This window comes from Sulfitobacter faviae, from assembly GCF_029870955.1.
GTDB classification, from domain to species: Bacteria; Pseudomonadota; Alphaproteobacteria; order Rhodobacterales; family Rhodobacteraceae; genus Sulfitobacter; species Sulfitobacter faviae.
Genome location: NZ_PGFQ01000001.1, coordinates 1,295,723 through 1,319,695, shown reverse-complemented (window position 1 = coordinate 1,319,695; position 23,973 = coordinate 1,295,723). Strand labels below are relative to the sequence as shown.

At 63.9% G+C, this 23,973-nt stretch carries 23 protein-coding genes, 2 tRNA genes and 4 pseudogenes; 8 read left to right on the top strand and 21 right to left on the bottom strand.

The window, feature by feature from the left end:
- Window positions 1-69 precede the first annotated feature (69 nt).
- On the top strand, window positions 70-939 hold the full coding sequence (locus CUR85_RS06860) for a branched-chain amino acid aminotransferase (RefSeq protein WP_067264982.1): 870 nt from the start codon (window positions 70-72) through the stop codon (window positions 937-939).
- Here CUR85_RS06860 and CUR85_RS06855 read toward each other — a convergent pair.
- From CUR85_RS06855 to CUR85_RS06820, 8 genes and pseudogenes are all read right to left on the bottom strand, one after another.
- Window positions 936-1,703 (bottom strand): LamB/YcsF family protein, encoded by a 768-nt coding sequence (locus tag CUR85_RS06855; RefSeq protein ID WP_067264979.1) that lies wholly within the window; start codon window positions 1,701-1,703, stop codon window positions 936-938. The genes CUR85_RS06860 and CUR85_RS06855 overlap by 4 nt on opposite strands.
- Window positions 1,700-2,730: pseudogene (locus CUR85_RS06850) on the bottom strand (5-oxoprolinase subunit C family protein). The gene CUR85_RS06855 and the pseudogene CUR85_RS06850 overlap by 4 nt, the downstream one beginning before the upstream one ends.
- On the bottom strand, window positions 2,727-3,455 hold the full coding sequence (locus CUR85_RS06845; protein WP_067264976.1) for a 5-oxoprolinase subunit B family protein: 729 nt from the start codon (window positions 3,453-3,455) through the stop codon (window positions 2,727-2,729). Before CUR85_RS06845 ends, CUR85_RS06850 begins: the two are co-directional and overlap by 4 nt.
- Window positions 3,448-4,380, bottom strand: coding sequence for a hypothetical protein (locus tag CUR85_RS06840; RefSeq protein ID WP_067264975.1), 933 nt, complete (start codon window positions 4,378-4,380; stop codon window positions 3,448-3,450). Before CUR85_RS06840 ends, CUR85_RS06845 begins: the two co-directional genes overlap by 8 nt.
- A 12-nt stretch (window positions 4,381-4,392) precedes the next feature.
- Window positions 4,393-5,702: pseudogene (locus CUR85_RS06835) on the bottom strand (TRAP transporter large permease).
- Window positions 5,703-5,706: 4 nt separating this feature from the next.
- Complete coding sequence (locus tag CUR85_RS06830) at window positions 5,707-6,231, bottom strand: TRAP transporter small permease (protein ID WP_067264971.1); 525 nt, start codon at window positions 6,229-6,231, stop codon at window positions 5,707-5,709.
- Between the two features lie 76 nt (window positions 6,232-6,307).
- Window positions 6,308-7,297, bottom strand: coding sequence for a TRAP transporter substrate-binding protein (locus CUR85_RS06825; protein WP_067264962.1), 990 nt, complete (start codon window positions 7,295-7,297; stop codon window positions 6,308-6,310).
- Between the two features lie 38 nt (window positions 7,298-7,335).
- A complete protein-coding gene (locus CUR85_RS06820) occupies window positions 7,336-8,577 on the bottom strand; it encodes an NAD(P)/FAD-dependent oxidoreductase (RefSeq protein WP_067264959.1) in 1,242 nt (413 codons plus the stop codon).
- A 164-nt stretch (window positions 8,578-8,741) separates the two neighbouring features.
- Here CUR85_RS06820 and CUR85_RS06815 point away from each other — a divergent pair, with 164 nt between their 5' ends.
- A complete protein-coding gene (locus CUR85_RS06815; protein WP_067264957.1) occupies window positions 8,742-9,437 on the top strand; it encodes an aspartate/glutamate racemase family protein in 696 nt (231 codons plus the stop codon).
- Here CUR85_RS06815 and CUR85_RS06810 read toward each other — a convergent pair.
- Entirely contained in the window at window positions 9,434-10,648 is a 1,215-nt protein-coding gene (locus CUR85_RS06810; protein ID WP_136720250.1) for a winged helix-turn-helix domain-containing protein, read from the bottom strand. The genes CUR85_RS06815 and CUR85_RS06810 overlap by 4 nt on opposite strands.
- Window positions 10,645-11,682, bottom strand: a complete 1,038-nt coding sequence (locus tag CUR85_RS06805; protein WP_067268531.1) for a LacI family DNA-binding transcriptional regulator — start codon at window positions 11,680-11,682, stop codon at window positions 10,645-10,647. Before CUR85_RS06805 ends, CUR85_RS06810 begins: the two co-directional genes overlap by 4 nt.
- Before the next feature lie 147 nt (window positions 11,683-11,829).
- Between CUR85_RS06805 and CUR85_RS06800 the strand changes: the two genes are divergently transcribed.
- Window positions 11,830-11,905, top strand: a tRNA-OTHER gene (locus tag CUR85_RS06800).
- 106 nt (window positions 11,906-12,011) lie between these two features.
- Window positions 12,012-12,284 carry a hypothetical protein gene (locus tag CUR85_RS06795; RefSeq protein WP_067268532.1) on the top strand — a complete coding sequence of 91 codons (273 nt, stop codon included), beginning with the start codon at window positions 12,012-12,014 and terminating at the stop codon, window positions 12,282-12,284.
- Between the two features lie 45 nt (window positions 12,285-12,329).
- Here the strand turns inward: CUR85_RS06795 and CUR85_RS06790 are convergent.
- The 5 genes and pseudogenes from CUR85_RS06790 to queC form a co-directional block, all read right to left on the bottom strand.
- Window positions 12,330-12,993 (bottom strand): annotated as a pseudogene (locus CUR85_RS06790) (L,D-transpeptidase).
- A 212-nt stretch (window positions 12,994-13,205) separates the two neighbouring features.
- Entirely contained in the window at window positions 13,206-13,670 is a 465-nt protein-coding gene (gene queF / locus CUR85_RS06785) for a preQ(1) synthase (protein WP_067268534.1), read from the bottom strand.
- A gap of 15 nt (window positions 13,671-13,685) precedes the next feature.
- Window positions 13,686-14,393, bottom strand: coding sequence for a 7-carboxy-7-deazaguanine synthase QueE (queE, locus tag CUR85_RS06780; protein WP_067268497.1), 708 nt, complete (start codon window positions 14,391-14,393; stop codon window positions 13,686-13,688).
- On the bottom strand, window positions 14,390-14,743 hold the full coding sequence (gene queD / locus CUR85_RS06775; RefSeq protein WP_067268498.1) for a 6-carboxytetrahydropterin synthase QueD: 354 nt from the start codon (window positions 14,741-14,743) through the stop codon (window positions 14,390-14,392). The genes queE and queD overlap by 4 nt, the downstream gene beginning before the upstream one ends.
- A complete protein-coding gene (gene queC, locus CUR85_RS06770) occupies window positions 14,743-15,444 on the bottom strand; it encodes a 7-cyano-7-deazaguanine synthase QueC (RefSeq protein ID WP_067268499.1) in 702 nt (233 codons plus the stop codon). Before queC ends, queD begins: the two co-directional genes overlap by 1 nt.
- 213 nt (window positions 15,445-15,657) lie before the next feature.
- Here queC and CUR85_RS06765 point away from each other — a divergent pair, with 213 nt between their 5' ends.
- The 3 genes from CUR85_RS06765 (at window position 15,658) to CUR85_RS06755 (ending at window position 17,940) form a co-directional block, all read left to right on the top strand.
- A complete protein-coding gene (locus tag CUR85_RS06765; RefSeq protein ID WP_280322324.1) occupies window positions 15,658-16,002 on the top strand; it encodes a hypothetical protein in 345 nt (114 codons plus the stop codon).
- On the top strand, window positions 15,966-17,054 hold the full coding sequence (locus tag CUR85_RS06760; RefSeq protein WP_280322322.1) for a sensor histidine kinase: 1,089 nt from the start codon (window positions 15,966-15,968) through the stop codon (window positions 17,052-17,054). The genes CUR85_RS06765 and CUR85_RS06760 overlap by 37 nt, the downstream gene beginning before the upstream one ends.
- Before the next feature lie 127 nt (window positions 17,055-17,181).
- On the top strand, window positions 17,182-17,940 hold the full coding sequence (locus CUR85_RS06755) for a MauE/DoxX family redox-associated membrane protein (RefSeq protein ID WP_067268503.1): 759 nt from the start codon (window positions 17,182-17,184) through the stop codon (window positions 17,938-17,940).
- 45 nt (window positions 17,941-17,985) lie between these two features.
- Here CUR85_RS06755 and CUR85_RS06750 read toward each other — a convergent pair.
- The 5 genes and pseudogenes from CUR85_RS06750 to leuD form a co-directional block, all read right to left on the bottom strand.
- Window positions 17,986-18,061: transfer RNA gene (locus tag CUR85_RS06750), tRNA-Pro, on the bottom strand.
- Window positions 18,062-18,249: 188 nt separating this feature from the next.
- Window positions 18,250-19,356 (bottom strand): 3-isopropylmalate dehydrogenase, encoded by a 1,107-nt coding sequence (gene leuB, locus CUR85_RS06745; RefSeq protein ID WP_067268505.1) that lies wholly within the window; start codon window positions 19,354-19,356, stop codon window positions 18,250-18,252.
- A 69-nt stretch (window positions 19,357-19,425) separates the two neighbouring features.
- Window positions 19,426-20,416, bottom strand: a pseudogene (locus CUR85_RS06740) (endonuclease/exonuclease/phosphatase family protein).
- Entirely contained in the window at window positions 20,413-21,243 is an 831-nt protein-coding gene (locus tag CUR85_RS06735; RefSeq protein WP_067268506.1) for a hypothetical protein, read from the bottom strand. The pseudogene CUR85_RS06740 and the gene CUR85_RS06735 overlap by 4 nt, the downstream one beginning before the upstream one ends.
- A 277-nt stretch (window positions 21,244-21,520) precedes the next feature.
- A complete protein-coding gene (leuD, locus tag CUR85_RS06730; RefSeq protein ID WP_067268508.1) occupies window positions 21,521-22,126 on the bottom strand; it encodes a 3-isopropylmalate dehydratase small subunit in 606 nt (201 codons plus the stop codon).
- 80 nt (window positions 22,127-22,206) lie between these two features.
- Here leuD and CUR85_RS06725 point away from each other — a divergent pair, with 80 nt between their 5' ends.
- Window positions 22,207-22,422 carry a hypervirulence associated TUDOR domain-containing protein gene (locus CUR85_RS06725; RefSeq protein WP_067268510.1) on the top strand — a complete coding sequence of 72 codons (216 nt, stop codon included), beginning with the start codon at window positions 22,207-22,209 and terminating at the stop codon, window positions 22,420-22,422.
- Between the two features lie 38 nt (window positions 22,423-22,460).
- Here CUR85_RS06725 and leuC read toward each other — a convergent pair whose 3' ends face one another.
- Window positions 22,461-23,867, bottom strand: coding sequence for a 3-isopropylmalate dehydratase large subunit (gene leuC, locus CUR85_RS06720; protein ID WP_067268511.1), 1,407 nt, complete (start codon window positions 23,865-23,867; stop codon window positions 22,461-22,463).
- Window positions 23,868-23,973 lie beyond the last annotated feature (106 nt).

Genomic DNA, 23,973 nt, shown 5'->3' with positions numbered 1-23,973 from the left:
AAATGTCTGCATCTGCCGATTGTTGCGCAATTTTTGAAAAGATAGCGCGTCATTTGGAGGGGAAACACCATGGCAGGCGGATATGACAACCGGGATGGGCACATCTGGATGGATGGCGAAATGGTGGATTGGCGCGAGGCCAATGTCCACATCCTGACCCATGCGATGCACTATGCGTCTTCGGTGTTTGAGGGCGAGCGCGCCTACAACGGCAAAATCTTCAAAAGCCGCGAGCATTCCGAACGGCTCAAGCGCTCGGCTGAGATGATCGACTTCGAGATCCCCTACACCATTGACGAGATCGAAGCCGCCAAGGCCGAAGTCCTCGCCGCCTCTGGTCTGCAAGACGCCTATGTGCGTGCGGTCGCTTGGCGTGGTGTGGGCGAAGACATGGGTGTCGCCTCGGCCCGCAACCCGGTCCGCATGGCCATCGCGGCTTGGGAATGGGGTGCCTATTACGGTGACGCCAAGATGAAGGGCGCCAAGCTCGACATCTCCAAATGGAAGCGCCCCTCGCCCGAGACGATCCCGAGCCATGCCAAAGCGGCGGGCCTCTATATGATCTGCACCATGTCCAAACATGCGGCCGAGGCAAAGGGCTGCTCTGACGCGATGATGTATGACTACCGCGGCTATGTGGCCGAGGCGACAGGTGCGAATATCTTCTTCGTCAAGGATGGCGAAGTGCACACGCCGACGCCCGATTGCTTCCTCAACGGCATCACCCGGCAGACCGTGATCGACATGCTGCGCGAGAAGAACATCAAGGTCCACGAGCGGCATATCATGCCCGAAGAGTTGGAAGGTTTCGAGCAGTGCTGGCTCACTGGCACCGCCGCCGAAGTGACCCCGGTGGGGCAGATCGGCGACTGGCATTTCGAGGTCGGCGCGCTGACGCGTGAGATCGCCTTGGACTATGAAAAGCTGGTGCGCAGCTAAACGCTGCCGCTGAACTTTGCCAAAGTTACGCCGCCGTCCTGCAAACCCTTGCGGACGGCGGTTGCAATTTGAACGGCCTCTGCGGTATCGCCATGCAGGCAGATCGTGTCGATCCGACTGGAGATGTGCTTGCCGCTCTCGGTGATGATCGCGCCTGCCTTGACCATTTCAACCATCCGCGCCGCTGCCGTTTGCGCGTCATGGATCACCGCGCCGGGCTTGCTGCGGTCGACCAGCGTCGCGTCGTCGTTATAGGCGCGGTCGGCGAAAATCTCCCCGGCCCATTTGCAGCCCAGTGAGCGCACCGCCCGTTCCTGCGCCGTGGCGGCCAGCACCATGACGATGAGGTCCGGCGCCACGCTGAGCGCCGCCTCATAGAGGTCGCGGGCCAGTTCCTCATCCTCCGACGCCATATTCGCCAGCGCGCCGTGCAGTTTCAGGTGCCGCACTTGCGTGCCGACGCTGCGCGCCATGCCGACGCTCGCGGCGACCTGATAGCGGATCTGGTTCTGCAAGGTGCCACGCGGCACTGAGAGGCGGTTGCGGCCAAAACCGGCGAGGTCCATGAACCCCGGATGCGCGCCGATGCCGACGCCGTTTTCATGCGCCATGCGCATCGTCGCCGCCATGACATCGGCGTCGCCCGCATGCCCGCCACAGGCGATATTGGCCGAGGTTACGACGCGCAGAAGCGCCGCGTCGTCGCCCATTTTCCAAGGGCCAAAGCTTTCGCCCATGTCGGCGTTGAGATCGACGGTTGTCATGTCTGCTCCTTCTCGAAGGGGTCGGCAGTGGCTGAAACCACGCCGGAGATCAGTTGATAGCCCAAAAGGTCGCGAATCCGCGCCGGGTCGCGCAAAAGCGGCTGGCGGTGTTTGGGCAGGGCAGCAAGGTCGGCGCGGTGGCGCGTCTCGGCGGCCAGCGCTTCGTCGAGGTCAATGAACTCGAACCGCAGCGCAGCACCCGGCTGCGCCTGCGCGACGATCGGCAGGTCGCAGGGGATCACCGTGCCGATGCGGGGGTAGCCGCCGGTGGTTTGGCATTCGCACATCAGCACGAAGGGCGCGCCGTCGCCGGTGATCTGGATGTCGCCGGGGGTGATGACCTCCGACACGATGGTGAGCTGCCCGCCGGTGGCGAAACCTTCGCCGTCATGATCCATCCGTGCGCCCATCCGGTTGGCGCGCGGATCACGGCGAAAGGTGGTTTCGGTGAACCGCTGGCGGGTTGCCTCGTCGAAGGCATCGGTCTGCATGGAGGCGACGATGCGCACCCGCCCGGCCCCGAACCGGCTGTCGCGCGGGAGAGTGAGGTTCGTCTCGCCTCCCTTATCGACCCCAGTGGCAGGGTCTCACCACTTTGCAGCAGCGCGCCAATGCCAGCGGCCAGATGGCTGGCGCGCGCATTCATCACCGGCGCCACGTCAAACCCTCCGCCGACATGGAGGTAGCCATAGGCCCCGTCCCGTGCGCCGCCGATGGTCAATTTGGCCCCGGCAGGCAGCAGGTGGCTCGCGTTCCATGCAATCGCTTCGCCGTCGATGCTCACCTGCATCTGCGCCCCGGTCAGGGCGATGCGGGTGTCCTGATCGACCTCGAAACTGCCGCCGCTGCCCGCCATCTCAAGCGTGGCGCTGTTCGGATCTTGCCCCAGCAGGGCGGCGCCTTCGTGCAGGGCAGTCGGGTCCGCCGCGCCGCCGTGGGTTAGGCCAACGGCGCGATAGCCGGGGCGACCAAGGTCTTGGATGGTCATGGCCGGACCGGCTTGAAGGATGGTCAGCGTGCCGCTCATGTCAGCGCCTCCCGCTCGGCACCGCCGGTGGGGTCGTCGGCGATGCGGTCGAACTCTTGCCGGGGGATGGATGGGAAGATCAGCTCATCGCCCGGCGACAGCGGAAAGGGCATGTCGCTGCCCGGGCGGAAGGTGCGAAAAGCCGTCTGGCCGATGTGCCGCCAGCCGGTGGGGGAGGCATTGGTGAAGATGATGAGCTGCCGAATGGCCACGACGAGCGACCCCGGCGGCACCGATTTCGTCAGCCCCTGCTGGCGCGGAATGTCCCAATGCGGGGGCAGTTCGCCCATGTAGGGCTGGCCGGGGGCGAAGCCGATGGTCAGCACCCGGACCCGCGCCTGCGACAGTTCCGCAATGGCCACGTCGGGGTCGAGGCCCGCGGCCTCGGCGGCCTCCTCCAACTGCGGGGCCAGATCGGTGCCATAGACCGTGGGCACATGCCACAGGCTGCGCCCGGCGGGGAGGGCTTCGGCGAACCAGTCGCGGGTTTCGAGCAGTCCGCGCAGGCGGTCGGTCATCGTGGTGATGGCCTCTTGGGAGACCTCGAATTGCACGAAGGTCGACACCAGCGAGGTGCTCGTCTCACTCATCTCGGGCCAGTCCTGTTCCTCTACCGCCGCGCGAAAGGCGAGGGCGGCGCGGTTGGCGGGTTCGGACATCTTCTCGGCAAAGGTGACCAATAGGCCAGAGAGGCCGACACTGCGGATGCGGGGCCAGTCAGTCATTGCGAAGCATCCTTTCGTAAAGGCGCGGCAGCAGCACCGGGGTCAGATACATCGGCAGTTGCCAGCAGCCGATAAAGATCATCAGCGGCGCGATGACCTCCGCAGGCAGCGCCACGAGAAACAGCGCGATATTGCGGTTGCCCGCGCCGATTGCCAGTGGTCCGGCCACGGCGCGCAGCGGGCCGCGCCGGGTCAGCAGCAATGTGCCCGCCTGCAACAGATAGCTTAGGGCGAAGGCCAGCAGCGTCCAGCACGCCACGGCCCATGGATCGCTGCGCAGCGCCGGGTTCAGCGCCGCCATCAACCCCACCACGATGACCGAGAAGGCGAGCACCGATGCGCCGTCCAGCGCCTCGGTCTGGCGCGGGGTGGGCTGGGGCAGGAAGACATGGCGCAGGGCAAAACCCAGCCCCGTCGCGCCAAGGATCACCGCCAAGAGCCGCAGGGCGGCGAGGGCGATTTCCGAGGCCGGGCCGAGTTGCGGCAGGGCCGCCAGCACCGGCAGGACGGTCAGCGGAAAGGCGGCGGTGCCCAGCACCATGAGCTGCATCATCCGCCCCGCGTCGAGCCGCATCAACAGGGCGAGGTTCACGCTGCCCGTCAGCGCCGGAGCCGCCGCGGCGAGGGTCACGGCCAGTGCCGCAGGGGTCTGCCCCAGCCCGACCAGCACGAAGCCCCCCAGCAGCAGGGGCAGCAGCGTCTGCAAGGCCAGCACCGAGGCCAGCCCCCAGATGAGATCGCGCACTGCACCAAGGGCCGCGCGGTGCCCGATCCTGAGCGCGGTGATCGTCAGCAATGCCGCCACCATCTGCGGCAACCACCCGGCCAGCGCCGCCGCCAGGCCGGGCAGGGCCAGCCCCGCCAGCAGCCCGACGATCAGGCAGGCCCGCGCATGGCGCGAGGCCAGTCTCAGCATATAGCGCATGGCCCTTCACCGCTAAACCGGTGCGCTGCGCAGGTTTTCGGGCAGCCATGTGGCCACTTCGGGGAACCAGATCAGCACGAAGACCATGAAGACCATAATCGCGAACATCGGCAGCGCGGCCTTGGTGATATAGCCCATCTCGTGGTTGGTCATGCCCTGCAGCACGAAGAGGTTAAAGCCAATCGGCGGGGTGATCTGCGCCATTTCAACGACCACGACCACGAAGATGCCGAACCAGATCAGATCGATGCCCGCGCTGCGCACCATTGGCTCGACCACCGCCATCGTCAGCACGACCGAGGAGATGCCGTCGAGGAACATGCCCAGCACGATATAAAAGACCAAGAGCGCCATCAGAAGCTCGAAGCGCGAGAGCTCCATCGCCGCGATCCCGTCGGCCAGCGCGCGGGCAGACCGGTGAAGCCCATCGACAGTTTCAGGAAGGCCGCGCCCGCAAGGATCAGCGCGATCATCGCAGAGGTCCGCATCGCCCCCATCAGGCTCTCGCGGAAGCTGTGCCAGTTCAGCGAGCCTTGGAACAGCGCCAGTGTGAGGGAACCGATGACGCCGATGGCCGCCGCCTCGGTCGCCGTGGCAAAGCCGAGGTACATGGATCCGATCACGACCGTGATCAGCGCAAAGACCGGCAGCAGGAAACGCGAGTTGCGCAGCTTTTCGCCAAAGCTCATGCCGGTTTCGGCATCGGGGTTCCAGTCCTTCGACAGCATGCTGGTGACGGCGACATAGCCCATGAACATCAGCGCCAGCAGCAGGCCGGGCAGGACGCCCGCGAAGAAGAGTTTGGTGATGCTTTCGTTCACTGTCACGCCATAGACGATCAGCGCCAGCGACGGCGGGATCATCAGCCCCAGCGTGGCCGCACCCGCCAGCGTGCCGATGATCATCTTTTCAGGATAGTTGCGCGCGCGCAGTTCGGGGATCGACATCTTGCCTACGGTGGTCAGCGTAGCGGCGGAAGAGCCCGAGACGGCGGCAAAGACCGTGCAGCCGACGATATTGGTATGCACCAGCCCGCCCGGCAGTTTCGCCAGCCAAGGCGACAGCCCGCGGAACATGTCCTGCGACAGCCGCGTGCGGTAGAGGATCTCGCCCATCCAGACAAAGAGCGGCAGCGCGGTCAGCGTCCAGCTTGAGGAACTGGCCCAGATCGTGGTGATCATGGCGTCGCCCACGGGGCGGGTGGTGAAAAGCTCCATCCCGACCCAAGCCACGCCCATCAGGGCAAGGCCGACCCAGACGCCGGTGCCAAGGAGGAAGAAAAGGACGATCTGAAACAGGGTGATGGCATAGATCTCGGTCATGGCGTCATTCCCCGAAGCTTTGATCGACTAGGTCACGGGTGACGCGGTGGTCGCCCTTGAAGATGAGGTGCAAAAGATTGTCCGTCAGCGCGATGGCAAGGATGCCGCCGCCGATCACCATGACCGATTGGGGTATCCACAGCGCGGTGGCGTCTTGGTCTTGACTGACTTCGTGGAACTTCCACGACCAGTAGACGAACCAATAGGCGTAATAGGTGAAATACCACGCGACCGCCGCCGCCACGGCGAAACACCAGATATCCAGCAGCCGCTTCCCGCCCGCGCTCAGCGCGTTAAGCAGGATCGACACGCGGATATGCGAGCCGCGGTTGAGCGCATTGGCGAAGGCGAGGAAACTGGCCCCGGCCATGGCATAGCCCGCATAGCTGGCAGCGCCGGGAAAGACATTGCCGGTCCAACGGGCGACCATCTGGGCCACGATCAAGGTAAGGATGGCCACCAGACAGAGCGCGGCAAGCGCCCCCGCCCCAGTATAAAGCCCGTCCAATAGTCTGCGCAGCGCCTTCATGCGGCTCTCCCTCCGTCAAGTCATGCCCGGGCATGAGAACGGCGGCCCGGGTGACGGGCCGCCGCAGGTTTCGTGATTATTGCATCGCCTTGTAGTCGTCGACGATCGCCTGACCGTCTTCGCCCGCGGCTTCGAGCCATTCTTGCGTCATGGTCTCACCCACCTCACGCAGGCCCGACATCAGCTCTTCGTTGGCCGGTTCCACGTTCATGCCGCCTTCGCGCAGCCCGTCATAGGTGAACTGAGTGTAGTCCTTGGACGCTTGCAGCCCCCGCTCTTCGGCCTCGGTCGCGCAGGTGGTGATCGCCTCTTTGTTCGCGTCCGAGACTTCGGCCCAAACATCGGCGTTGATCATCACATAGTTGCGCGGCAACCATGCGTCGACTTCGTAGAAATGCGTGAGGCTTTCCCAGACCTTCTGGTCATAGCCGGTGGCACCCGAAGAAATCATCGATTCCGCGACACCGGTGGCGAAGGCTTGGCTGACTTCGGCGGCCTCAATGGTGACGGGCGACATGCCGGTCAGTTCGGCCAGGCGCGCGGTGGTGTTGTTGTAAGAGCGGAACTTCACGCCCTTCATGTCCTCGACCGAGTCGACTTCCTTTTTGAAGTAGAGCCCTTGGGGCGGCCATGGCACGTTATAAAGCAGGACGAGGTTCTGCTCTTCCAGCACGGATTCAACCTTGGGCTTGGCGGCTTCCCAAAGCTGCGCGCTCGCCTCGAAAGAGGGCGCGAGGAAGGGGATGGAGTCAAAGCCGAAGACCGCGTTCTCGTTCTGGTGGCCGGAGAGCAGACGCTCGCCCAGCTGGACCTGCCCGGTCTGGATCGCGCGCTTGATGTCCGCGCCAGCAAAGAGCGCGCCGCCCGGGTGCACGGTGATCTCGATCTCGCCGCCGGTCTTCTCGCCCACGCATTCGGCGAATTGCACACCGTTCTCGGAGTGGAAGTTCGAGGCCGAATAGGCCATCGGCATGTCCCATTTCTCGGCCGCGAAGGCGGGCATGGCGGTGCCCAGCGTCAGCGCGGTCATTGCCGCGCCGGCCATCAGTCTTGCTGTCAGTGTCATGTGGTTTCTCCCTTGTTGTTGCAGTCCCACGCTTGGCGTCAACCGTCGAAGCGTTGGGGGTGATACGGGGTCAGGTCCGTGTTTGGCGTCTGCCCCGTGATCAATCCGGCGATCAGTCGGCCCGTTTTCGGCCCGCCCGTCAACCCGATGTGATGGTGCCCGAAGGCAGTGTAGACCCGGCTCGTCCCGATCTGCCCGATGAGGGGCAGCGAGTCGCTGGGGGCGGGTCGGTGCCCCAGCCATTCGATCTCTTCCGTGGCGGTGAGATGGGGAAAGGCGGCCTTGGCCTGACGGCGCAGCAGCGCCAGGGGGGCTTTGGACGCGCCCGCTTCCAGCCCGCCGAACTCGACGATCCCGGCACAGCGCAGCCCTTCGGCCATGGGCGTGGCGACAAATTTGCCCGCCGCCATCATGGTGGGGCGCGACGGACCGCCCTCAGCATCCTTGAAGACGATGTGGTAGCCGCGTTCGGATTCCAGCGGCACGTTGATCCCCAGTTTGCGCATGAGCGGTTTCGACCAGACACCAGTCGCCAGCAGCACGTCATCGCAGGGCAGGGGGCCTTGATCGGTGAGGACCGAAGTGACTTCTTCGTCGGTGATCGCTACGTCCTGCACCTCGGCCTGCCGGATGGTGCCGCCCATCTTCTCGAAGGCTTTGGCCAGCGCCCGGACATAGCTGCCGGGGTCGGCGATGAAGCCGTGGTCGGCCAGCCGTGCGATGCAGGTGATCTGCGGCCCATAGGCCGGGTCGAATTCCCTGACCGCGCCGCCTTCGATGATTTCCGGCTCGAAACCCGTCTCGCGGCGCAGCGCCCATGTGTAGGCTTCAGCCTCGAAGGCCGCGCGGTTGGTATAGGCAAAGCAATAGTCGCTGTCGCGGACCCAATCCTCCAGCCCCAGATCGGCGCAGAGGGCTTTGTGCTGCGCCACGCTGTCGCTCACGATGGGCACCAACCCGGCAGAGATGCGGCGGGTATCGCGGTCATTGGCGTGGGCCATGTAGCGGCGCAGCCATGGCAGCAGGCGGGCCAGATAGGGCCAGCGCAGGAACAGCGGAAACTCAGGGTCGCGCAGCATCCCCGGTGATTTGCGCAGCAGGCCCGGGCCGGTCACCGGCGCGACGCCCGCCGCCGCCAGCACGCCACCATTGCCATGCGAGGTGCCGCGCCCAGGCTCGGCCCGGTCGACCAGTGTCACCTCCGCCCCGGCGCGGCGCAGCCAGATCGCAGCAGAGACGCCGACGATCCCGGCGCCGATAACGACGACATGCTGGCTCATGGGTGGCGGCTTTCGATTTCGCGTTGGGTCATGGCTTGTTTCCTTTGGGGCATCTTTTACACAAAAAATCATCACGTCAACAAAATGCTGATAAAATGTCATCGTTAGGGTTTCGCTTGTCTCGCCCTGCCCGCAAAGGCACCCTGCGCCCAAACGGAGGGCATATGACAAACGAGACGGGCGCGCGGCTGGGAATCCTCATGCTGGACACGCGGTTTCCCCGCATTCTGGGGGATGTCGGCCATGCGGGCAGTTGGGATTTCCCGGTGCGCTATGCGGTGGTGCCGGGGGCCACGCCTGAAGCGATCGTGTGCGACGATATCGAGCCCTTCGTGCAGGCTTTTATCGCTGTGGGGCGCGACTTGATCGCCGAAGGCTGCACGGGCATCGCCACCACCTGCGGGTTCTTGGCGCTGATCCGGCCTCGCCTCGCCGAAGCGCTGGGCGTGCCTGTCGCCGCCTCTGCGTTGGAGCAGGCGGCGCAGATCGCGGCCTGCCTGCCGCCGGGGCAAAGGGTGGGCATCTTGACGATCTCCGCCGCCACGCTTTCGCCCGCCCATTTGCGCGCGGCGGCTGTGCCCGAGGGCAGCCCGGTGGTGGGGATGGAGGGCAGTAGTTTCGCCCGAACGATCCTCGGCAATCTGCCCGACCTCGACGTGGGGCAGGCACGGGCCGAGATGGTGCAGGCGGCGCAGCGGCTGGTGGAGGCCCACGCGGATGTCGGGGCGATCCTTTTGGAATGCACCAACATGGTGCCATATGCCTCCGACATCGCGGCGGCGACCGGGCGGCCCGTGCATTCGATCCACAGCTATCTCAACTGGTTTCACGCAGGGTTGCTGCCGCCCCGTTTCGGCTAATGTGGCACGCGCAGCCAACCGTCGGTGAAGCTGACCCGGCGCACCCCAGCCAGCGGGAGGAGGCGTTGCAGCTCTGCCTCGAAGGCCGCTTGCCGCCCCTTGCCCCAGCGAACCCCGCGTTCGGGCCAGAGCGCGGTGACGTGCAAGACGTCCAGATCGCGATGCGCCTTCATATCGACCCGCCCCACCAGCCTGTCGCCCTGTAACAGCGGAAAGACATAGTAGCCGTATTCGCGCTGCGCCTCGGGCACGAAGACCTCGATCCGGTAGTCGAAACCGAAAAGCCGGGCGGCGCGTTTGCGGTCGCGCAGGGCGGGGTCGAAGGGGCTGAGCACCCGGAGCCGTTTGGGCGGTTCGTGGGTAAGGGCGGGGTCATCGGCCCAGCCGGGGCGGGCAAAGGCGGGCCGCAGGCTGCCGTCGGCGGCCTCAACGTCGATCTCCTCCAGCCGCCCCGCGGCTTGTTCTGCCGCGCACCAGCCGCGCGCCTCGGCGGGGGAGATATGGGCCCAGAAGGCGGCCAATTCCCCTGCCGTGGCAAAACCCAAGCGCGCCAGCGCCTGATCGCAGCACCAGTCGATCGTCTGCTCTATGTCGGGGGCATGCGCCGGGTCACGCAGCGCGTCGGGCACCACCCGCTCGGTCAGGTCATAGCGCTTGCGAAACCCCTCGCGCCCGGTCACGGCCAGCGCGCCGCTGCGCCACAGATATTCCAGCGCGGTTTTCGAGGGATGCCACTGCCACCAGCCGCCGCTGCTGCGCGGCTCGTCGCGGCCCACGTCGGATGAGGTGACGCTGCCCTCGGCCCGGACCTGCGCGAGCACGTTTTGCATCTGTGTTTCGAAGTCGTGCCGCTGCCAATCCTTCCAGCGGCCCAGCAACTTGGCCGCATCGCGGGTTCGGCGCAGATGCCATTGCGGGTAGAATTCCATCGGGATGACGGCGGCGTCATGGGTCCAATGCTCAAAGAGCGCCCGGTCTTTTTCATAAAGCCGCTTGAGCGCAGCGGGGCGATAGCGCGGACGGCGGGCGAACAGGATCAGATCATGCGCCCGCGCCACCGTGTTGATGCTGTCGAGCTGCACAAAGCCCAGATCATGGATCAGCTTGAGCAGTGCCGCGCCCTTGGCTGGGCCCTGCGGCGGGTCCGACAGCAGGTGACGCGCCAGAAACAACCGCCGCGCGGCGCCATTGCCGAGCCTTGGGCGGCTCACCCCTGACGGCGGCGGCGCAGGGTATCGCCCAGCGACAGCGTTGGCGTCAGGGTGATCTGGGTTTGCATTTCCGGGTCCGGCTCGGGCTGGGCCTGGTTGAGGATGATCCGCGCCGCCGCCTGACCGATCTCGTTCCGGCAAGCGTCCATCGTCGCCAATTGACGCGGCAGACCTTGCAGCAGTTCCACGTTGTTGAACCCGGCAAGGCCGATCTGACCGGGAATGTCGATGCCTTGGTCGATCAGATGCAGCAGCCCACCCGCACCGATCATGTCGTTGGAATAATATAGAAAATCAAGGTCAGGCGAGCGTTCGAGCATCTCTTGCGTCATCTCGCGCCCCTTGGCCAGCGCGGAGCCGCCGGAGTAAAAGGCCCGGTCTTCGATCTCGACCCCCGCCTTGGCGAGCCCTTCGGTAAAACCTTCAAACCGTTTGCGCGCGCGGTGGTCGAGGGGCATTTTCGTGCCCATGAAGCCAATCCGCTCATAGCCCTCGCGCAGGATCGCCTGTGCCATCTCGCGCCCGGCGCGGCGGTGGGAGATCCCCACCATCGCATCGACGGGTTTGCCATCGGTGTCCATGATCTCGACCACCGGAATGCCCGCATTGCGCAGCATGGCGCGGGTGGCGTCGGAATGCTCCAACCCCGCGATGATGACGCCAGAGGGCCGCCATGAGAGCATCTCATAAAGCACCCGCTCTTCCTTCTCGGGCAGGTAGTCCGTCACCCCCACGACCGGCTGCAGGGGCGTGTCTTCGAGCACTTGGTTGATGCCGTTCAGGACTTCGGGGAACACCATATTGCCCAGTGAAGGGATCACGACCGCCACAAGGTTCACGCGCTGGCTGGCCAGCGATCCGGCGATCTGGTTGGGCACATAGCCAAGCGCCTTGGCGGCGGCGAGAACACGGTTGCGGGTGGCCTCCGACACGTCGCCACGCTTGCGCAGGACGCGGCTGACCGTCATCTCGGAAACGCCGCAAGCATCGGACACATCACGCAGGGTCAACGGGCGTTTGGGGGGTGTGGTCAATTTGGTTTTCCTGTTTGCCTCACCCATAGGTAGCGCGAAGCGGGAGGCGCGATCAAGCATTGCCGCAGCCCTGCTGCAAGGCGCAGTCATTCGGTTGCCAATCTGCCGATGACATCGCCAGACGCTTGCGCTAAACCCAAGCCTGTCGGCCCCGTGGCTCAACTGGATAGAGCAGCCCCTCCTAAGGGGCAGGTTGCAGGTTCGAATCCTGCCGGGGTCGCCATTCGGCGCGTAGGGCGCTGTCGACCATCCTCACCCCCTTGTGCCTTGAAATCCCCATCCGGTCTGTCAGATTGCCCCAGATATAATCAGGAATGGCAGAGGCTTTGATGAAAACAGGAACTTTTGTGATCGGGGCGGCCTTGCTGGCCGTTGCCGGGTGTACGGTGCCGGCGAGTGGGCCGCAGGGCGGCTCGGCCCGTGTGGGCAATCTGCCAGAGGCGGTGGTGAGCCTTGCCGCGCCGAACCAAGATCTGTCGACGGCGCGGTTGCTGCCGGAGGATGGCTGCTATTGGTATCAGCACAACGGCCCGGTCGAGACGACGCTGGTGCCGCTGCGGGCGGTAGGCGGCAATCCGATCTGCACCAAACGCCAAGCCTGACATAGAAACGGGGGCTGCCAAGCGGCCCCCGTTTTTCGTTCCAGCTTAGCTGCTGGCAACAACGCTTTCTTCCGCCGAATAGAGATAGGCTGTCGAGCCGGTCTGCACATTCGGGTAGAGCTGGTTGATATGCGCCATGATCATCCGCACACAGCCTGAGCTTGCCCGGCCCCCGATGCTCTGCGGCTGCGGGGTGCCGTGGATGCGCAGATAGGTGTCGCGGTTTCCTTCAAAGAGGTAAAGCGCCCGCGAGCCGAGGGGTTTTCCGGGCCGGGCGGCACGCCGTCTTCGAGGCCCGCGTAAAGCTCGGGATCGCGCTTGATCATGTTTTGGGTGGGCGTCCAATGGGGCCATTGCACCTTGCGCTTGATCGTATAAGTGCCCGGCTCATAAAGATTGCCACGGGCAATCGCCACGCCGTAGCGCATGGCGGTGCCGCCCTCTTCGATATGATAGATATAGCGCGCCACCGCATCGACGTGGATGTCACCGACGCGCAGGTTGTCATTCGCCACGACCCGCTGCGGCAAGAAGCGCGGGTGGACGCCCCAAGGGTTGCTCGTCGCCGGGTCAAAGCCCGCTGGGGTGACCTGCGCATCCCATGCGGCCTTCTCTGCCGCGCTTGGGCGCGTGCGGGCCATCAGGGGGTGGCAATTGCGCCGGAAAATAGCGCCGTGGTGGTCTGAATGAAATGACGTCTTGTCAGCATGTGGTCGCTCCGTGGTTGACCTCTCTGCGCGGGGCAGGGTCGTATGCGTGTATGAGAGACTAACGGCCTTTCTCCGCTGGAGGTTCAAGGAAGAAGGCAGTTGCTGAAGATATTGTGATCTAAAACACACGGTTTTCACCGAAAAAAACGGGGCGCGGGCGGGTGGGCGCGCGCCCCGAATGCTGCGGGGGTAGGAGGTAGGGAGGGCCCGGTCAGCCGCGCCCGCGGTAGGGCGGCACCCCTTGATCGGGGATCCAGACGCCCTCGGGCAGGGGGCCGGTTTGCCAGAACACATCGATGGGAATGCCGCCGCGCGGATACCAATAGCCCCCGATCCGCAGCCATTGCGGGTCGAGGAACTCGGCCAAGCGGCGGGCGATGGAGATGGTGCAATCCTCATGAAAGGCGCCGTGATTGCGGAAGGAGGTCAAAAACAGCTTGAGCGATTTCGATTCCACGAGCCACGGGCCGGGCACATAGTCGATCACCAGATGGGCAAAGTCGGGCTGGCCGGTCATCGGGCAGAGCGAGGTGAACTCCGGCGCGGTGAAGCGCACGTTATAGGCCACATCGGCCTGCGGGTTCGGCACACGCTCAAGCTCGGCCTCTTCGGGGCTGGCGGGGATGCGGGTTTCCCCGCCGAGCTGTTTCAGATTGCTGTAGATGTCGTCGGACATGGGGGTCTCCATCGGTCAGACGCCGCGCTTGTTGCCCCAGATCAGGACATGAAGCTGCGGCAGGATAAGGGGGGCGAACCAGTGATCGGTCATGGCAAGCTCGGTCAGCCAGCCCAAACGGTCGGCCAGCGCCTGCGGGTCCACCGGCGTGGCGGGGTCGACCTCGGGGTTGCCGGGTTGAAGGTAGAGCGGGATATCGAGGTGATGGGCATGCACTTCGCGCGCCCAATGGTAGTCGATCTCGTCAAAGATCACGATTTTCATCACCTGCTGCCGCGCCTGCGCGCCGAGGGTCCGGCAGGCGTCGAATGCGTTCCAATCGACGCGCTCACCGCTTGATGGCGGTTTGGGGGAGAGCACGAGCGTATCAAGCTCGGCAAACCATGGCCGCGCGATAGAGCCTTGGGTCTCGCAGGCGAAACGATAGCCCGCGGCCTTGCCCATGCGGATCAGCGGGCCGAAATCCTGTATCGCCGGATTGCCACCCGAGAGGGAGACGGTCAGCGGTTGGTCCTTGGAAAGCTTGCGGATCTGGCGCCAGATGTCCTCGGTCGACATGGGGGTCCAGCTATGGCGGTACTGGCTGTCGACGGCATGCAGGCTGTCGCACCAGCTGCACCGATAGTCACAGCCGCCCGCGCGGACGAATACCGTCGGCTCCCCGATCAGCGCGCCTTCGCCCTGAATGGTGGGGCCGAAGATCTCGGCGATGCGCAGGGTCATGGCCGGTATTCCGCCCATGTTTTCGGGGTCTCGCTGACCAGCACGGCAGAGGTCTCGGGCCAGCGGGCGGCGCACCAGTCGTGGAAATGTTTCGCCATGTTCTCGGCGGTGGAGGGGCCGTCCAGCACATCGTTCAGATGCCGGTGGTCAAAGTGATCGTCGATATAGGTCTTGAGCGGTTTCAAGTCGTGGTAATCGCGCACGAAACCATCGGCAGTGAGCGTCTCGGCGGCCAGTTCGACCACGACGATGTAGTTGTGCCCATGCAGCCGCGCGCATTGATGATCGTCGGGCAGGTGGGTCAACTGGTGGCTGGCGGAGAAGTGGAATTCCTTGCGAATGCGGAACATCAGCCTTCCCCCTGCGCGGCGAGGGCCGTGGTCCAATAGTCGGGGTCGGCGTAGACCGTGGGATCGGTAATCTTGGCCAGATGAAAGGCTTCGCGCCGTTCGACACAGGTGCCGCAGCGCCCGCAATGGACCGCGCCGCCCTTGTAGCAGGACCACGTCTCAGCGAAGGGCGTGCCGTGCTGCGCGCCTTGGCGGACGATCTCGGCCTTGCTGTGCTCTACGAAGGGCGTGTGCAGCCGCACGTCGGCATAGCCGTCGAGCGCGGCCTGCTGCATCGCATCGAAGGCGCGGGTGAAACCGGGGCGGCAGTCGGGATAGATGAAATGATCGCCGCCATGCACGGCAGTGGCCACCGCCTCATCCCCCTGCGCGGCGGCAATGCCAAAGCCGATCGACAGCATGATCGCATTGCGGTTCGGCACGACGGTGATCTTCATCGTGTCTTCGGCGTAATGCCCATCGGGCACGTCGATATCATCGGTCAGGGCGGAGCCCGATAGCGCCGCACCGATCCCGCGCATGTCGATCAGGTGAAACGGCACGCCCAGCCGTTCGGCCGCCGCCCGGGCGAAATCGACCTCTTTGCGGTGGCGCTGGCCATAGTCGAAGGAGACGAGCCGGGTGAGGTGACGCACCTCGGCGGTGATATGCGCAAGCGACACGGAATCGAGTCCGCCTGAGCAGATGACAAGTGTTTTCATTTTGGGGCCCTTGTTTTGATGTCCGGGTAGGCTGCGACCGGATGGCGGGGCTTATTTCAGAATTTGCGCGGATTGCAAGCCTCACGCGCGGGCGAGCAGCCGCCGCAGAGGCAGGAGGGTTTCCGCCAAAACCCGATAAAATAAGGATTCTGGCCTTAACGATTAAACCTAAGTTAACTTTAGACAATGTCGAATTCGCGCTATGGTGGGGCTATGTTGAAAAGCACCCAAAGCGTCACGCTCGACGCCAGCCATTACGAATTGATCGAGGCGATGACCGATGAGGTGGTCATTCTTGACGCCACCGGCAAGATTGTCGCGGTCAATATGGCGTGGAAACTGTTTTGCGAAGAGAATGGCGGCGATGCCGGAACGCATTACGTCGGGGCCAATTACTTTGACATCTGCGAAGCGGCGGCCATGGGTGCCGTGGTGCAGGCGGAAACGGTTCTGGAAGGGCTGCGCCAAGCGCTGAAAACCGGGACTTCCTTTGAGGGGAATACCCCTGCGATGGGCCGGGGGTGCGGCGCTGGTTTCAACTCAACGCCAACCGCTTGACGATCCAAGGCGCGCCTTGCCTGCTGTTGCAGCACCGCAATGTCACGACGCGCCGCATGGCGCATGATGATATCGAACGTGCCCATGTGCAGGCGGAAACCTTTGCCGCCCTCGTGGCCACCACGGGCGAAGCGATCCTGACCTATGACATGGAAGGCCGCATCATCAGCTGGAATCCGGCAGCCGAGCGGCTCTACGGCTATACGGAAGAGGAGGCTTTGGGCCAGTCGGTCGAGCTTTTGTATCCGCCGGAGTGGCCGACGCGGGTGCTTGAGTATCGCGATCAGATCATGGCCGGCAAGCTGCGCCAATTCAATGCGGTGCGCGTGGCCAAGGACGGCACCGAGCGCCATGTCACCATCGCCTGCACGCCCATTCGGACACTTTCGGGGGATATCGTCTCGATCTCGAACATCCACCATGATGTGACCGCCACGCGCAAGGCCGAAGAGGTGCGCGATCTCGTCTCGCGTGAGGTCATCCACCGCGCCAAGAACATGCTCTCTCTGGTCACGGCGATGCAGCGTCAAACGGCGAGTTCGGCGGCCTCTCTCGCGGAGTTCAACAAATCCTTCGGGGCCCGTATTCAGGCGCTGGCCCGCTCCACCGATTTGCTGGTCGATGGCGGCTGGTCTTCGGTGGATCTGGCTGAGTTGGTGCGCGCGCAGTTGGACCCGTTTTTGCATTTGCAGGCCAAGGCGGTGGATGTGGATGGCCCCTCTGTCGCTTTGGGACCGCAGGCGTTGCAACTGATCGGCATGGCGCTGCATGAACTGGCGACGAATTCCACGAAATACGGGGTGATGAGCGACGGCTGCGGCGATATCCAATGCCACTGGTCTCATACCGAAAAGGGGGGGCTGCGTTTCCAGTGGATCGAGACCGGCATTACCTTTGACCCCTCAGCCAACAAGGCCACCGGTTTCGGGAGCAAGGTTCTGTCTGTATTGGCCCCCGCGATGGTCAATGGCGCGGCGGAAACGGTGACCAGCGAAAACGCCCTGACTTGGACAGTCACGATTCCTGCCGCGCATCTGGGAAAACTGGCCTGAGCGGCATCGCGCTGCCGCGCTGCGCAGGGTTGCCGGTTGACCTAAATCGCCCCTTTGCGGAACTCTCCTGCGCTGGAAACTTGTTCCTCCTTTGAGACGTCGTTCGAAAAGGCAAAAGGAGGTTAGGATGGCCGAAGGACAGGGCAAGACCGCGAAACTCTACCGGATGGTGATGGAACAACACCTCTGTCCCTTCGGGTTGAAATCGAAAGACCTGCTGGAGCGGCAAGGCTATCACGTCGAAGATCACCACCTCACGACCCGCGAAGAGACCGATGCCTTCATGGCGAAAGAGGGTGTGGAGACCACGCCGCAGACTTTCATCGAGGGGGAGCGGATTGGCGGCTACGACGATCTGCGCGTGCATTTCGGTTTGGGCAAGCCCAAGGAAGAGCAATCGGACACCAGCTATCAGCCCGTCATTGCCATTTTCGGCGTGGCCTTCCTGATGGCACTGGGGCTCTCTTGGTACGCATTCGGCAACATCTTCACACTTCGGGCCTTCGAGTGGTTCATCTCGATCTCCATGTGTTTCCTCGCCGTTCAGAAGTTGCAGGATATCGAAAGCTTCTCGACGATGTTTCTGAACTATGACCTGCTGGCGCAGCGATGGGTGCCCTATGGCAAGGTCTATCCATTCGGGGAGGCGCTGGCGGGTATTCTGATGACCGCCGGGGCGCTGACCTGGCTCTCGGCCCCCGTGGCGATCGTGATCGGCGCGATTGGCGCGGTTTCGGTGATCAAGGCGGTCTATGTCGACAAACGCGAACTGAAATGCGCCTGCGTCGGCGGGTCGAGCAATGTGCCGCTTGGGTTCGTCTCGCTTACTGAGAACGTCATGATGCTGGGCATGGGGGTCTGGATGCTGCTCAAGGTCTACGGCTGAGCGGAGCGATCCGAGTTTTGGGCCTAGGGAGCTGTGGGGGGTATCTGGTCGGGCTGAGAGGATTCGAACCTCCGACCCCTGCTCCCGAAGCAGGTGCGCTACCAGGCTGCGCTACAGCCCGACCGATGTGCAGCGCAATAGCGCAGCTTGGCAGCTTTGGCAATTGGTCAGTTGCAGGGATTTTGCGTGGCGTTTGCGGAAAGCGGGGGTAATTGGGGGCGCTGCCCCCGCAGCCTGCGGCTGCTCCCCGAGGGTATTTGAGAAAGGATGAAGGGGAAGGGGCGGGGCGTGAGACCCCGCCTTAGTTTCTTATAGGCTGGCGTCGAGGGCTTTGAGGATGGCGTCGCCCATTTCCTCGGTCGTGATGGGGGTGCCGCCTTCGGGGCCCATCAAGTCGGGGGTGCGGGCGCCATCGGCCAGCGCGCGTTCGACGGCTTTTTCCAGACGGGCGGCTTCTTCGCCTTGGTCGAAGGAATAGCGCAGCGCCATGGCGAAGCTGAGGATACAGGCGATCGGGTTGGCCTTGCCTTGGCCTGCGATGTCGGGGGCGGAGCCGTGAACGGGCTCGTAGAGGGCCTTGGGGCGGCCATCGGCATTGGGTGCGCCGAGGCTGGCGGAGGGCAGCATGCCGAGGCTGCCGGTCAGCATGGCGGCGCAGTCGCTGAGGATGTCGCCAAAGAGGTTGTCGGTGACGATCACGTCGAACTGTTTGGGCGCGCGCACGAGCTGCATGGCGCCATTGTCGGCATACATGTGGCTGAGTTCGACATCCGGGTATTCGGCGTCGCGCACTCGTTGGGTGACTTCGCGCCACAGGATGCCGCTTTCCATGACGTTGGCTTTCTCCATGGAGCAGACTTTGTTGCCGCGGCGGCGGGCGAGTTCAAAAGCGGAGCGGGCAACGCGCTCGATCTCGCTTTCGGTGTAGCGCTGCGTGTTGATGCCGACGCGTTCGTTGCCTTCCTCGAAGATGCCGCGCGGCTCACCGAAATAGACGCCGGAGGTGAGTTCGCGCACGATCATGATGTCGAGGCCCGCGACCACGTCTTTTTTCAGCGAGGAGAAATCGGCCAGCGCGTCGAAGCATTGTGCCGGGCGCAGGTTGGAGAAGAGGTCCATTTCCTTGCGCAGGCGGAGCAGGCCGCGTTCTGGTTTCACGGAGAAGTCGAGGTCGTCGTATTTCGGGCCGCCCACGGCGCCCAGCAGCACCGCGTCGACTTCGAGGGCGCGGGCCATCGTGTCGTCATGCAGCGGGGTGCCGTGTTTGTCATAGGCCGCGCCGCCGACCAGTTCATGCTCTACGTCGAAGGCCAGATCGCGCTTTTCGCCGAACCAGTCGATGATGCGCGTGACCTGCGCCATGACCTCGGGGCCGATGCCGTCGCCGGGGAGGATGAGCAAGGATGGGTTGGCCATGGGAAACTCCTGAAAATACGGTTGGAGATTGGGTAGCCTGCGGGTTCCGGAGGGTCAAGATAGGGGGCGTCAGCGGGTGAGGTCGACCCAGACGAGGGCATGGCGGCTGGCGCTTTCGCCCTTGGGCCAGATGAGGCCAGCGTCACTGACTTCCCAGTCGCGCGAGGGCAGGATGTAGTCGACGCGCATCGGGCCGGTTTGGGCCCAGTTGACCGTGGGGCGGTGCGGCAGGGGGTCTTGCAGCGGAGGATTGGAGAGGAGGGCGGCAATGGCTTCGCCGCGCCCGTCGCCGCGTTGCGGGTCGAGATTGGCGTCTCCCAGCAGAACGAAGGGGGGTGTCGGGGGCGTTCCGATCGTTCCATCAAGGTGGTGGAGCCAGAAGATGGTTTCGTCATGGTTGCGGCGGCCATTGCGGTCTTCGGGGCCGTCGAAGACCGGCGGGGTGGCGTGGTATGTCAGCAGCGTGACGGGGCCCTCCGGGGTTTGGATCGGCAGGGACCAGTGGCCGTTGGAAGAGAGGCGCTGCGTGGTGTGGGCCTCGGCCCCCGCAAAGGGGGCGCCGTCGATCATCGGGTAGAGTGTATCGGGGAGGTCGCGCCAGAGGAGGGTGCTGAAATCTTGGAGCCCGCCCTCTTGGATCGGGTGGCGTGAGAGGATCGCCATGGCGCCTTGGCCGAAGAAACGGCCATAGCCTTGGGCGTCACGGGGGTGCCGAGCCTGCCGTCACCGTCGAGGTCGACGCCGCTTTGGCGGCCTGCATTGGGCGGCGCGGCGAAGCGGTGGGGGTAGGGCGCGCCCGCGGCGGAGAGGGCGTCGGCGAGGGCGTTGAGGGCGGCCTGTTCGAGATCGTAGTCGATGCCTTGTAGCGCGATGATATCGGGATCGGCGCTGGTGATGGTTTCGATCACGGAGGCAACCGCGGGTCGTCCCCGCGTAGGATATCACGCAGGAGCAGGCCCGGCCCTTTGCGCGACAATTCTGTATTGAAGGTAGCGATGCGCAGCGGTTCGGCCTGCGCGGTGTCGGTCAGCAGGAGCAGCGCCAGCAGGAAGCGGATCAGGCGGCCTGCATATGCGCTTCGGCGTAGGCGCGGCGGCGTTTGTCGTGGATCATCTCGGCTACCCGCCCCATGGCGATGCCGCGCATGATCATACTGGCCGGAAGGAATGCCCATGCGCTTATTGTCCAGATCATGGTTTGATGATTGCTCAGTGAGATTGGATCTAGCAGATCGGCGGTGGCCTTGACCACTGCGGGGATGAAGAAGGGCAGAAGGAAGCCAAGCGCGATGTTGATCCGCGCGTCCCGTTGCAGCCGGTAGAGCACATCGCCCCCAGCGGTGGGGTCGAAAAGTGGCAGGTTCACCCAGACGTTGAAAGCGCCTTGGCGTGCGGGCCAGCCCATAACGCGCACCAGCACCACGAAGGTTGCCAACGCGATGAGCGAGACCAGATAGGCCAGACCCGCCGCCGTGCGGATCAGGTTGACCGCCTCGAGAGGGGCGTCGGCGGGCATCATCAGCACCACAAGACGCACCGGGGAATAGGGGAAATCAAGCGCATTGCCCAGTATCGTGCCAAGCGCCGTGAGCGCGCCGGTCAGCAGGGTGGGGGCCGTTTGGCCCCGCGCGATAAGCGACAGGACGAGGATCGTGAAGAGCAGACTGATGAAGCGCAGCCGATTGAAAGGCGGCGCGTCGCGAAATTCGACGATGCCGGGCTGGCGGGCGTTGTATTCCATGAAGGTCAGGATCGCCGCGATACAGGCGAGCAGCACGGTGATCTGGCTGGATTCCGCATCGGACCCCGGCAAGAGAAGCGCCGGGATGGCAATCAATAGCGCCACCAATAGGCCACGCGTCGCCGCGCCTGTCATTCGTCCGATCACTGCTCTGCCCTTTCAAACTGGCCAGCCGCGATACGATGCCGCGTGCTTGTTCCAACTTGATGCCCCCGGTTGATGGGGTGTGCCTCATTCTGGTCCAATTTTTGCCTTCTTTCCGCACATGCCTCAAGGCTCCGCAGAGAGAAGAGCAGGATACTGGGGTATTTTGAGGGTGGGGGTGGTGCCTTCTTGCATCAATTCCGTGGCGGTTTGATGGCAGGCGGCAACATCTTGTGGGCGCGCGGTTCGCGCCCACAAGTTTGATCATGCAGGCCAGGCGTTAGACCCAAGGGCGGCTTTGGCCCAGCGAATCCTCGTAGCTGTCAATCGCGGCACCTTTTTCGAGCGTGAGGCCGATGTCGTCCAGCCCGTTGAGAAGGCAGTGCTTTTTGAAGGCGTCCACTTCGAAGGGGAATGTCTCACCATCTGACGTGGTTACGGTCTGGCCTTCCAGATCGATGGTCATCCGCGCGTTCGATCCTTTTTCGGCGTCTTTCATCAGCACGTCGACCTGCTCTTGCGGCAGGGCAATGGGCAGGATGCCGTTCTTGAAGCAGTTGTTGTAAAAAATGTCGGCAAAGCTGGGTGCGATGACGCAGCGGATGCCGAAATCGAGGATCGCCCAAGGCGCGTGTTCGCGCGACGAGCCGCAGCCAAAGTTGTCGCCCGCCACGAGGATCTGCGCGTCGCGATATTGCGGTTGGTTCAGCACGAAATCGGGGATTTCGTTGCCTTCGCGGTCATAGCGCATTTCGTCGAACAGGTTCACGCCAAGGCCGGAGCGTTTGATTGTCTTGAGAAAGACCTTGGGGATGATCATGTCGGTGTCGATGTTCACCAACGGCATGGGAGCCGCGGTGCCGGTGATTTCTGTAAACTTTTCCATCGGGGTATCCTTCGGAGAGTGCGGGAACCGCGCCGGCTGACGGCGCGTTCTAGGCAAATGGTGTATCAGGAGGGCATGGCATGTCGTACCAAACCGGCACGAAGGTGGAATGGGACTGGGGCAATGGCACCGGGACCGGCAAGATCGTCAAGAAATACACGCAGAAGATCACGCTGAAGCTGCAGGGCAGCGAGGTGACCCGCAAGGCGAGCGATGACGAACCGGCCTATAAGATCGAACAGGACGACGGCAGCGAAGTGCTGAAGTCCGGCAGCGAGCTGCGCAAGGCCGACTGAGCCCTGCGCAACGCGCCCGGTATCCATCCCCCGGTCGCTCACGCCAGTTCGCGCAGGTCGGTCAGGTGACCGGTGAGTGCGGCGGCGGCGGCCATGCCGGGCGACACGAGATGCGTGCGGCCCTTATAGCCCTGACGCCCCTCGAAGTTGCGGTTCGACGTGGCCGCGCAGCGTTCGCCGGGGGCAAGCTGGTCGGGGTTCATCGCCAGACACATGGAGCAGCCCGCCAGACGCCATTCGAAACCGGCCTCGCGGAAAATGTCCGCCAGCCCTTCCTCCTCGGCCTGCGCCCGGACGAGGCCGGAGCCGGGCACGACCATGGCGCGCAGACCGTCCTTGATCTTCTTGCCCTTCAGCACTTCGGCAGCGGCGCGCAGGTCTTCGATGCGGCCGTTGGTGCAGGAGCCGATGAAGACGGTGTCGATCTCGATATCGGTGAGCTTTTGACCCGGTTTCAGGTCCATATACTCCAACGCACGTTTCACGGCATCGACCTTACCGCCCTTGAAGTCTTCGGGCGAGGGGACCGTCGCGTCGATCGGCAGCACGTCTTCGGGGGAGGTGCCCCATGTGACAACCGGTGCGATGTCTTCGCCCTTGAGCGTCACGACCTTGTCCCAATGGGCGTCCTCGTCAGAGAAGAGGGTTTTCCACCAGTCCATCGCCGCTTCCCACTGTGCGCCTTTCGGAGCGTGGGGGCGGCCTTTGCAATACTCGAAGGTCTTCTCATCCGGCGCGATGAGGCCCGCGCGTGCGCCGCCTTCGATCGCCATGTTACAGACGGTCATGCGGCCTTCCATCGACAGGTCGCGGATCGCCTCGCCACAGTATTCGATGACATAGCCAGTGCCGCCCGCGGTGCCGGTGGCGCCGATGACGGAAAGGGTGATGTCCTTGGCCGTGACGCCGGGGCGCAGCTTGCCGGTAATCTCGACCTTCATGTTCTTGCCCTTGCGCTGGATCAGCGTTTGGGTGGCAAGGACATGTTCGACCTCCGAGGTGCCGATGCCGTGGGCCAGCGCGCCGAAAGCGCCGTGGGTCGCGGTGTGGCTGTCGCCGCAGACCACGGTCATGCCGGGCAGGGTCCAGCCCTGCTCGGGGCCGACGATATGCACGATGCCTTGGCGCACGTCCGAGACGGGGTAGTAATGCACGCCGAACTCGCGCGCGTTCTTGTCGAGGGCGGAGACCTGAATGCGGCTGTCCTCGGTCATCGCTTCGGGGTCTTCGCGGCCCTCTGTGGTCGGCACGTTGTGGTCCGGCACGGCGATGGTCTTGTCCGGTGCGCGCACCGTGCGGCCCGACATGCGCAGCCCTTCAAAGGCCTGCGGGCTGGTCACTTCGTGGACGAGGTGACGGTCGATATAAAGCAAGCAGGTACCGTCATCGGCTTCGTGGACGACATGGGCGTCCCAGATTTTATCGTAAAGCGTCTTGGGGGACATGATGGTCCTCTCCCGTGGTTTGGAATGGCTATGGGTGTGGCTGAGAGGGGCGGCTTATAGTCGCGCCAGAACGCTATGCGTCGCGCCGAAAAAGCGTTCGCGCAGA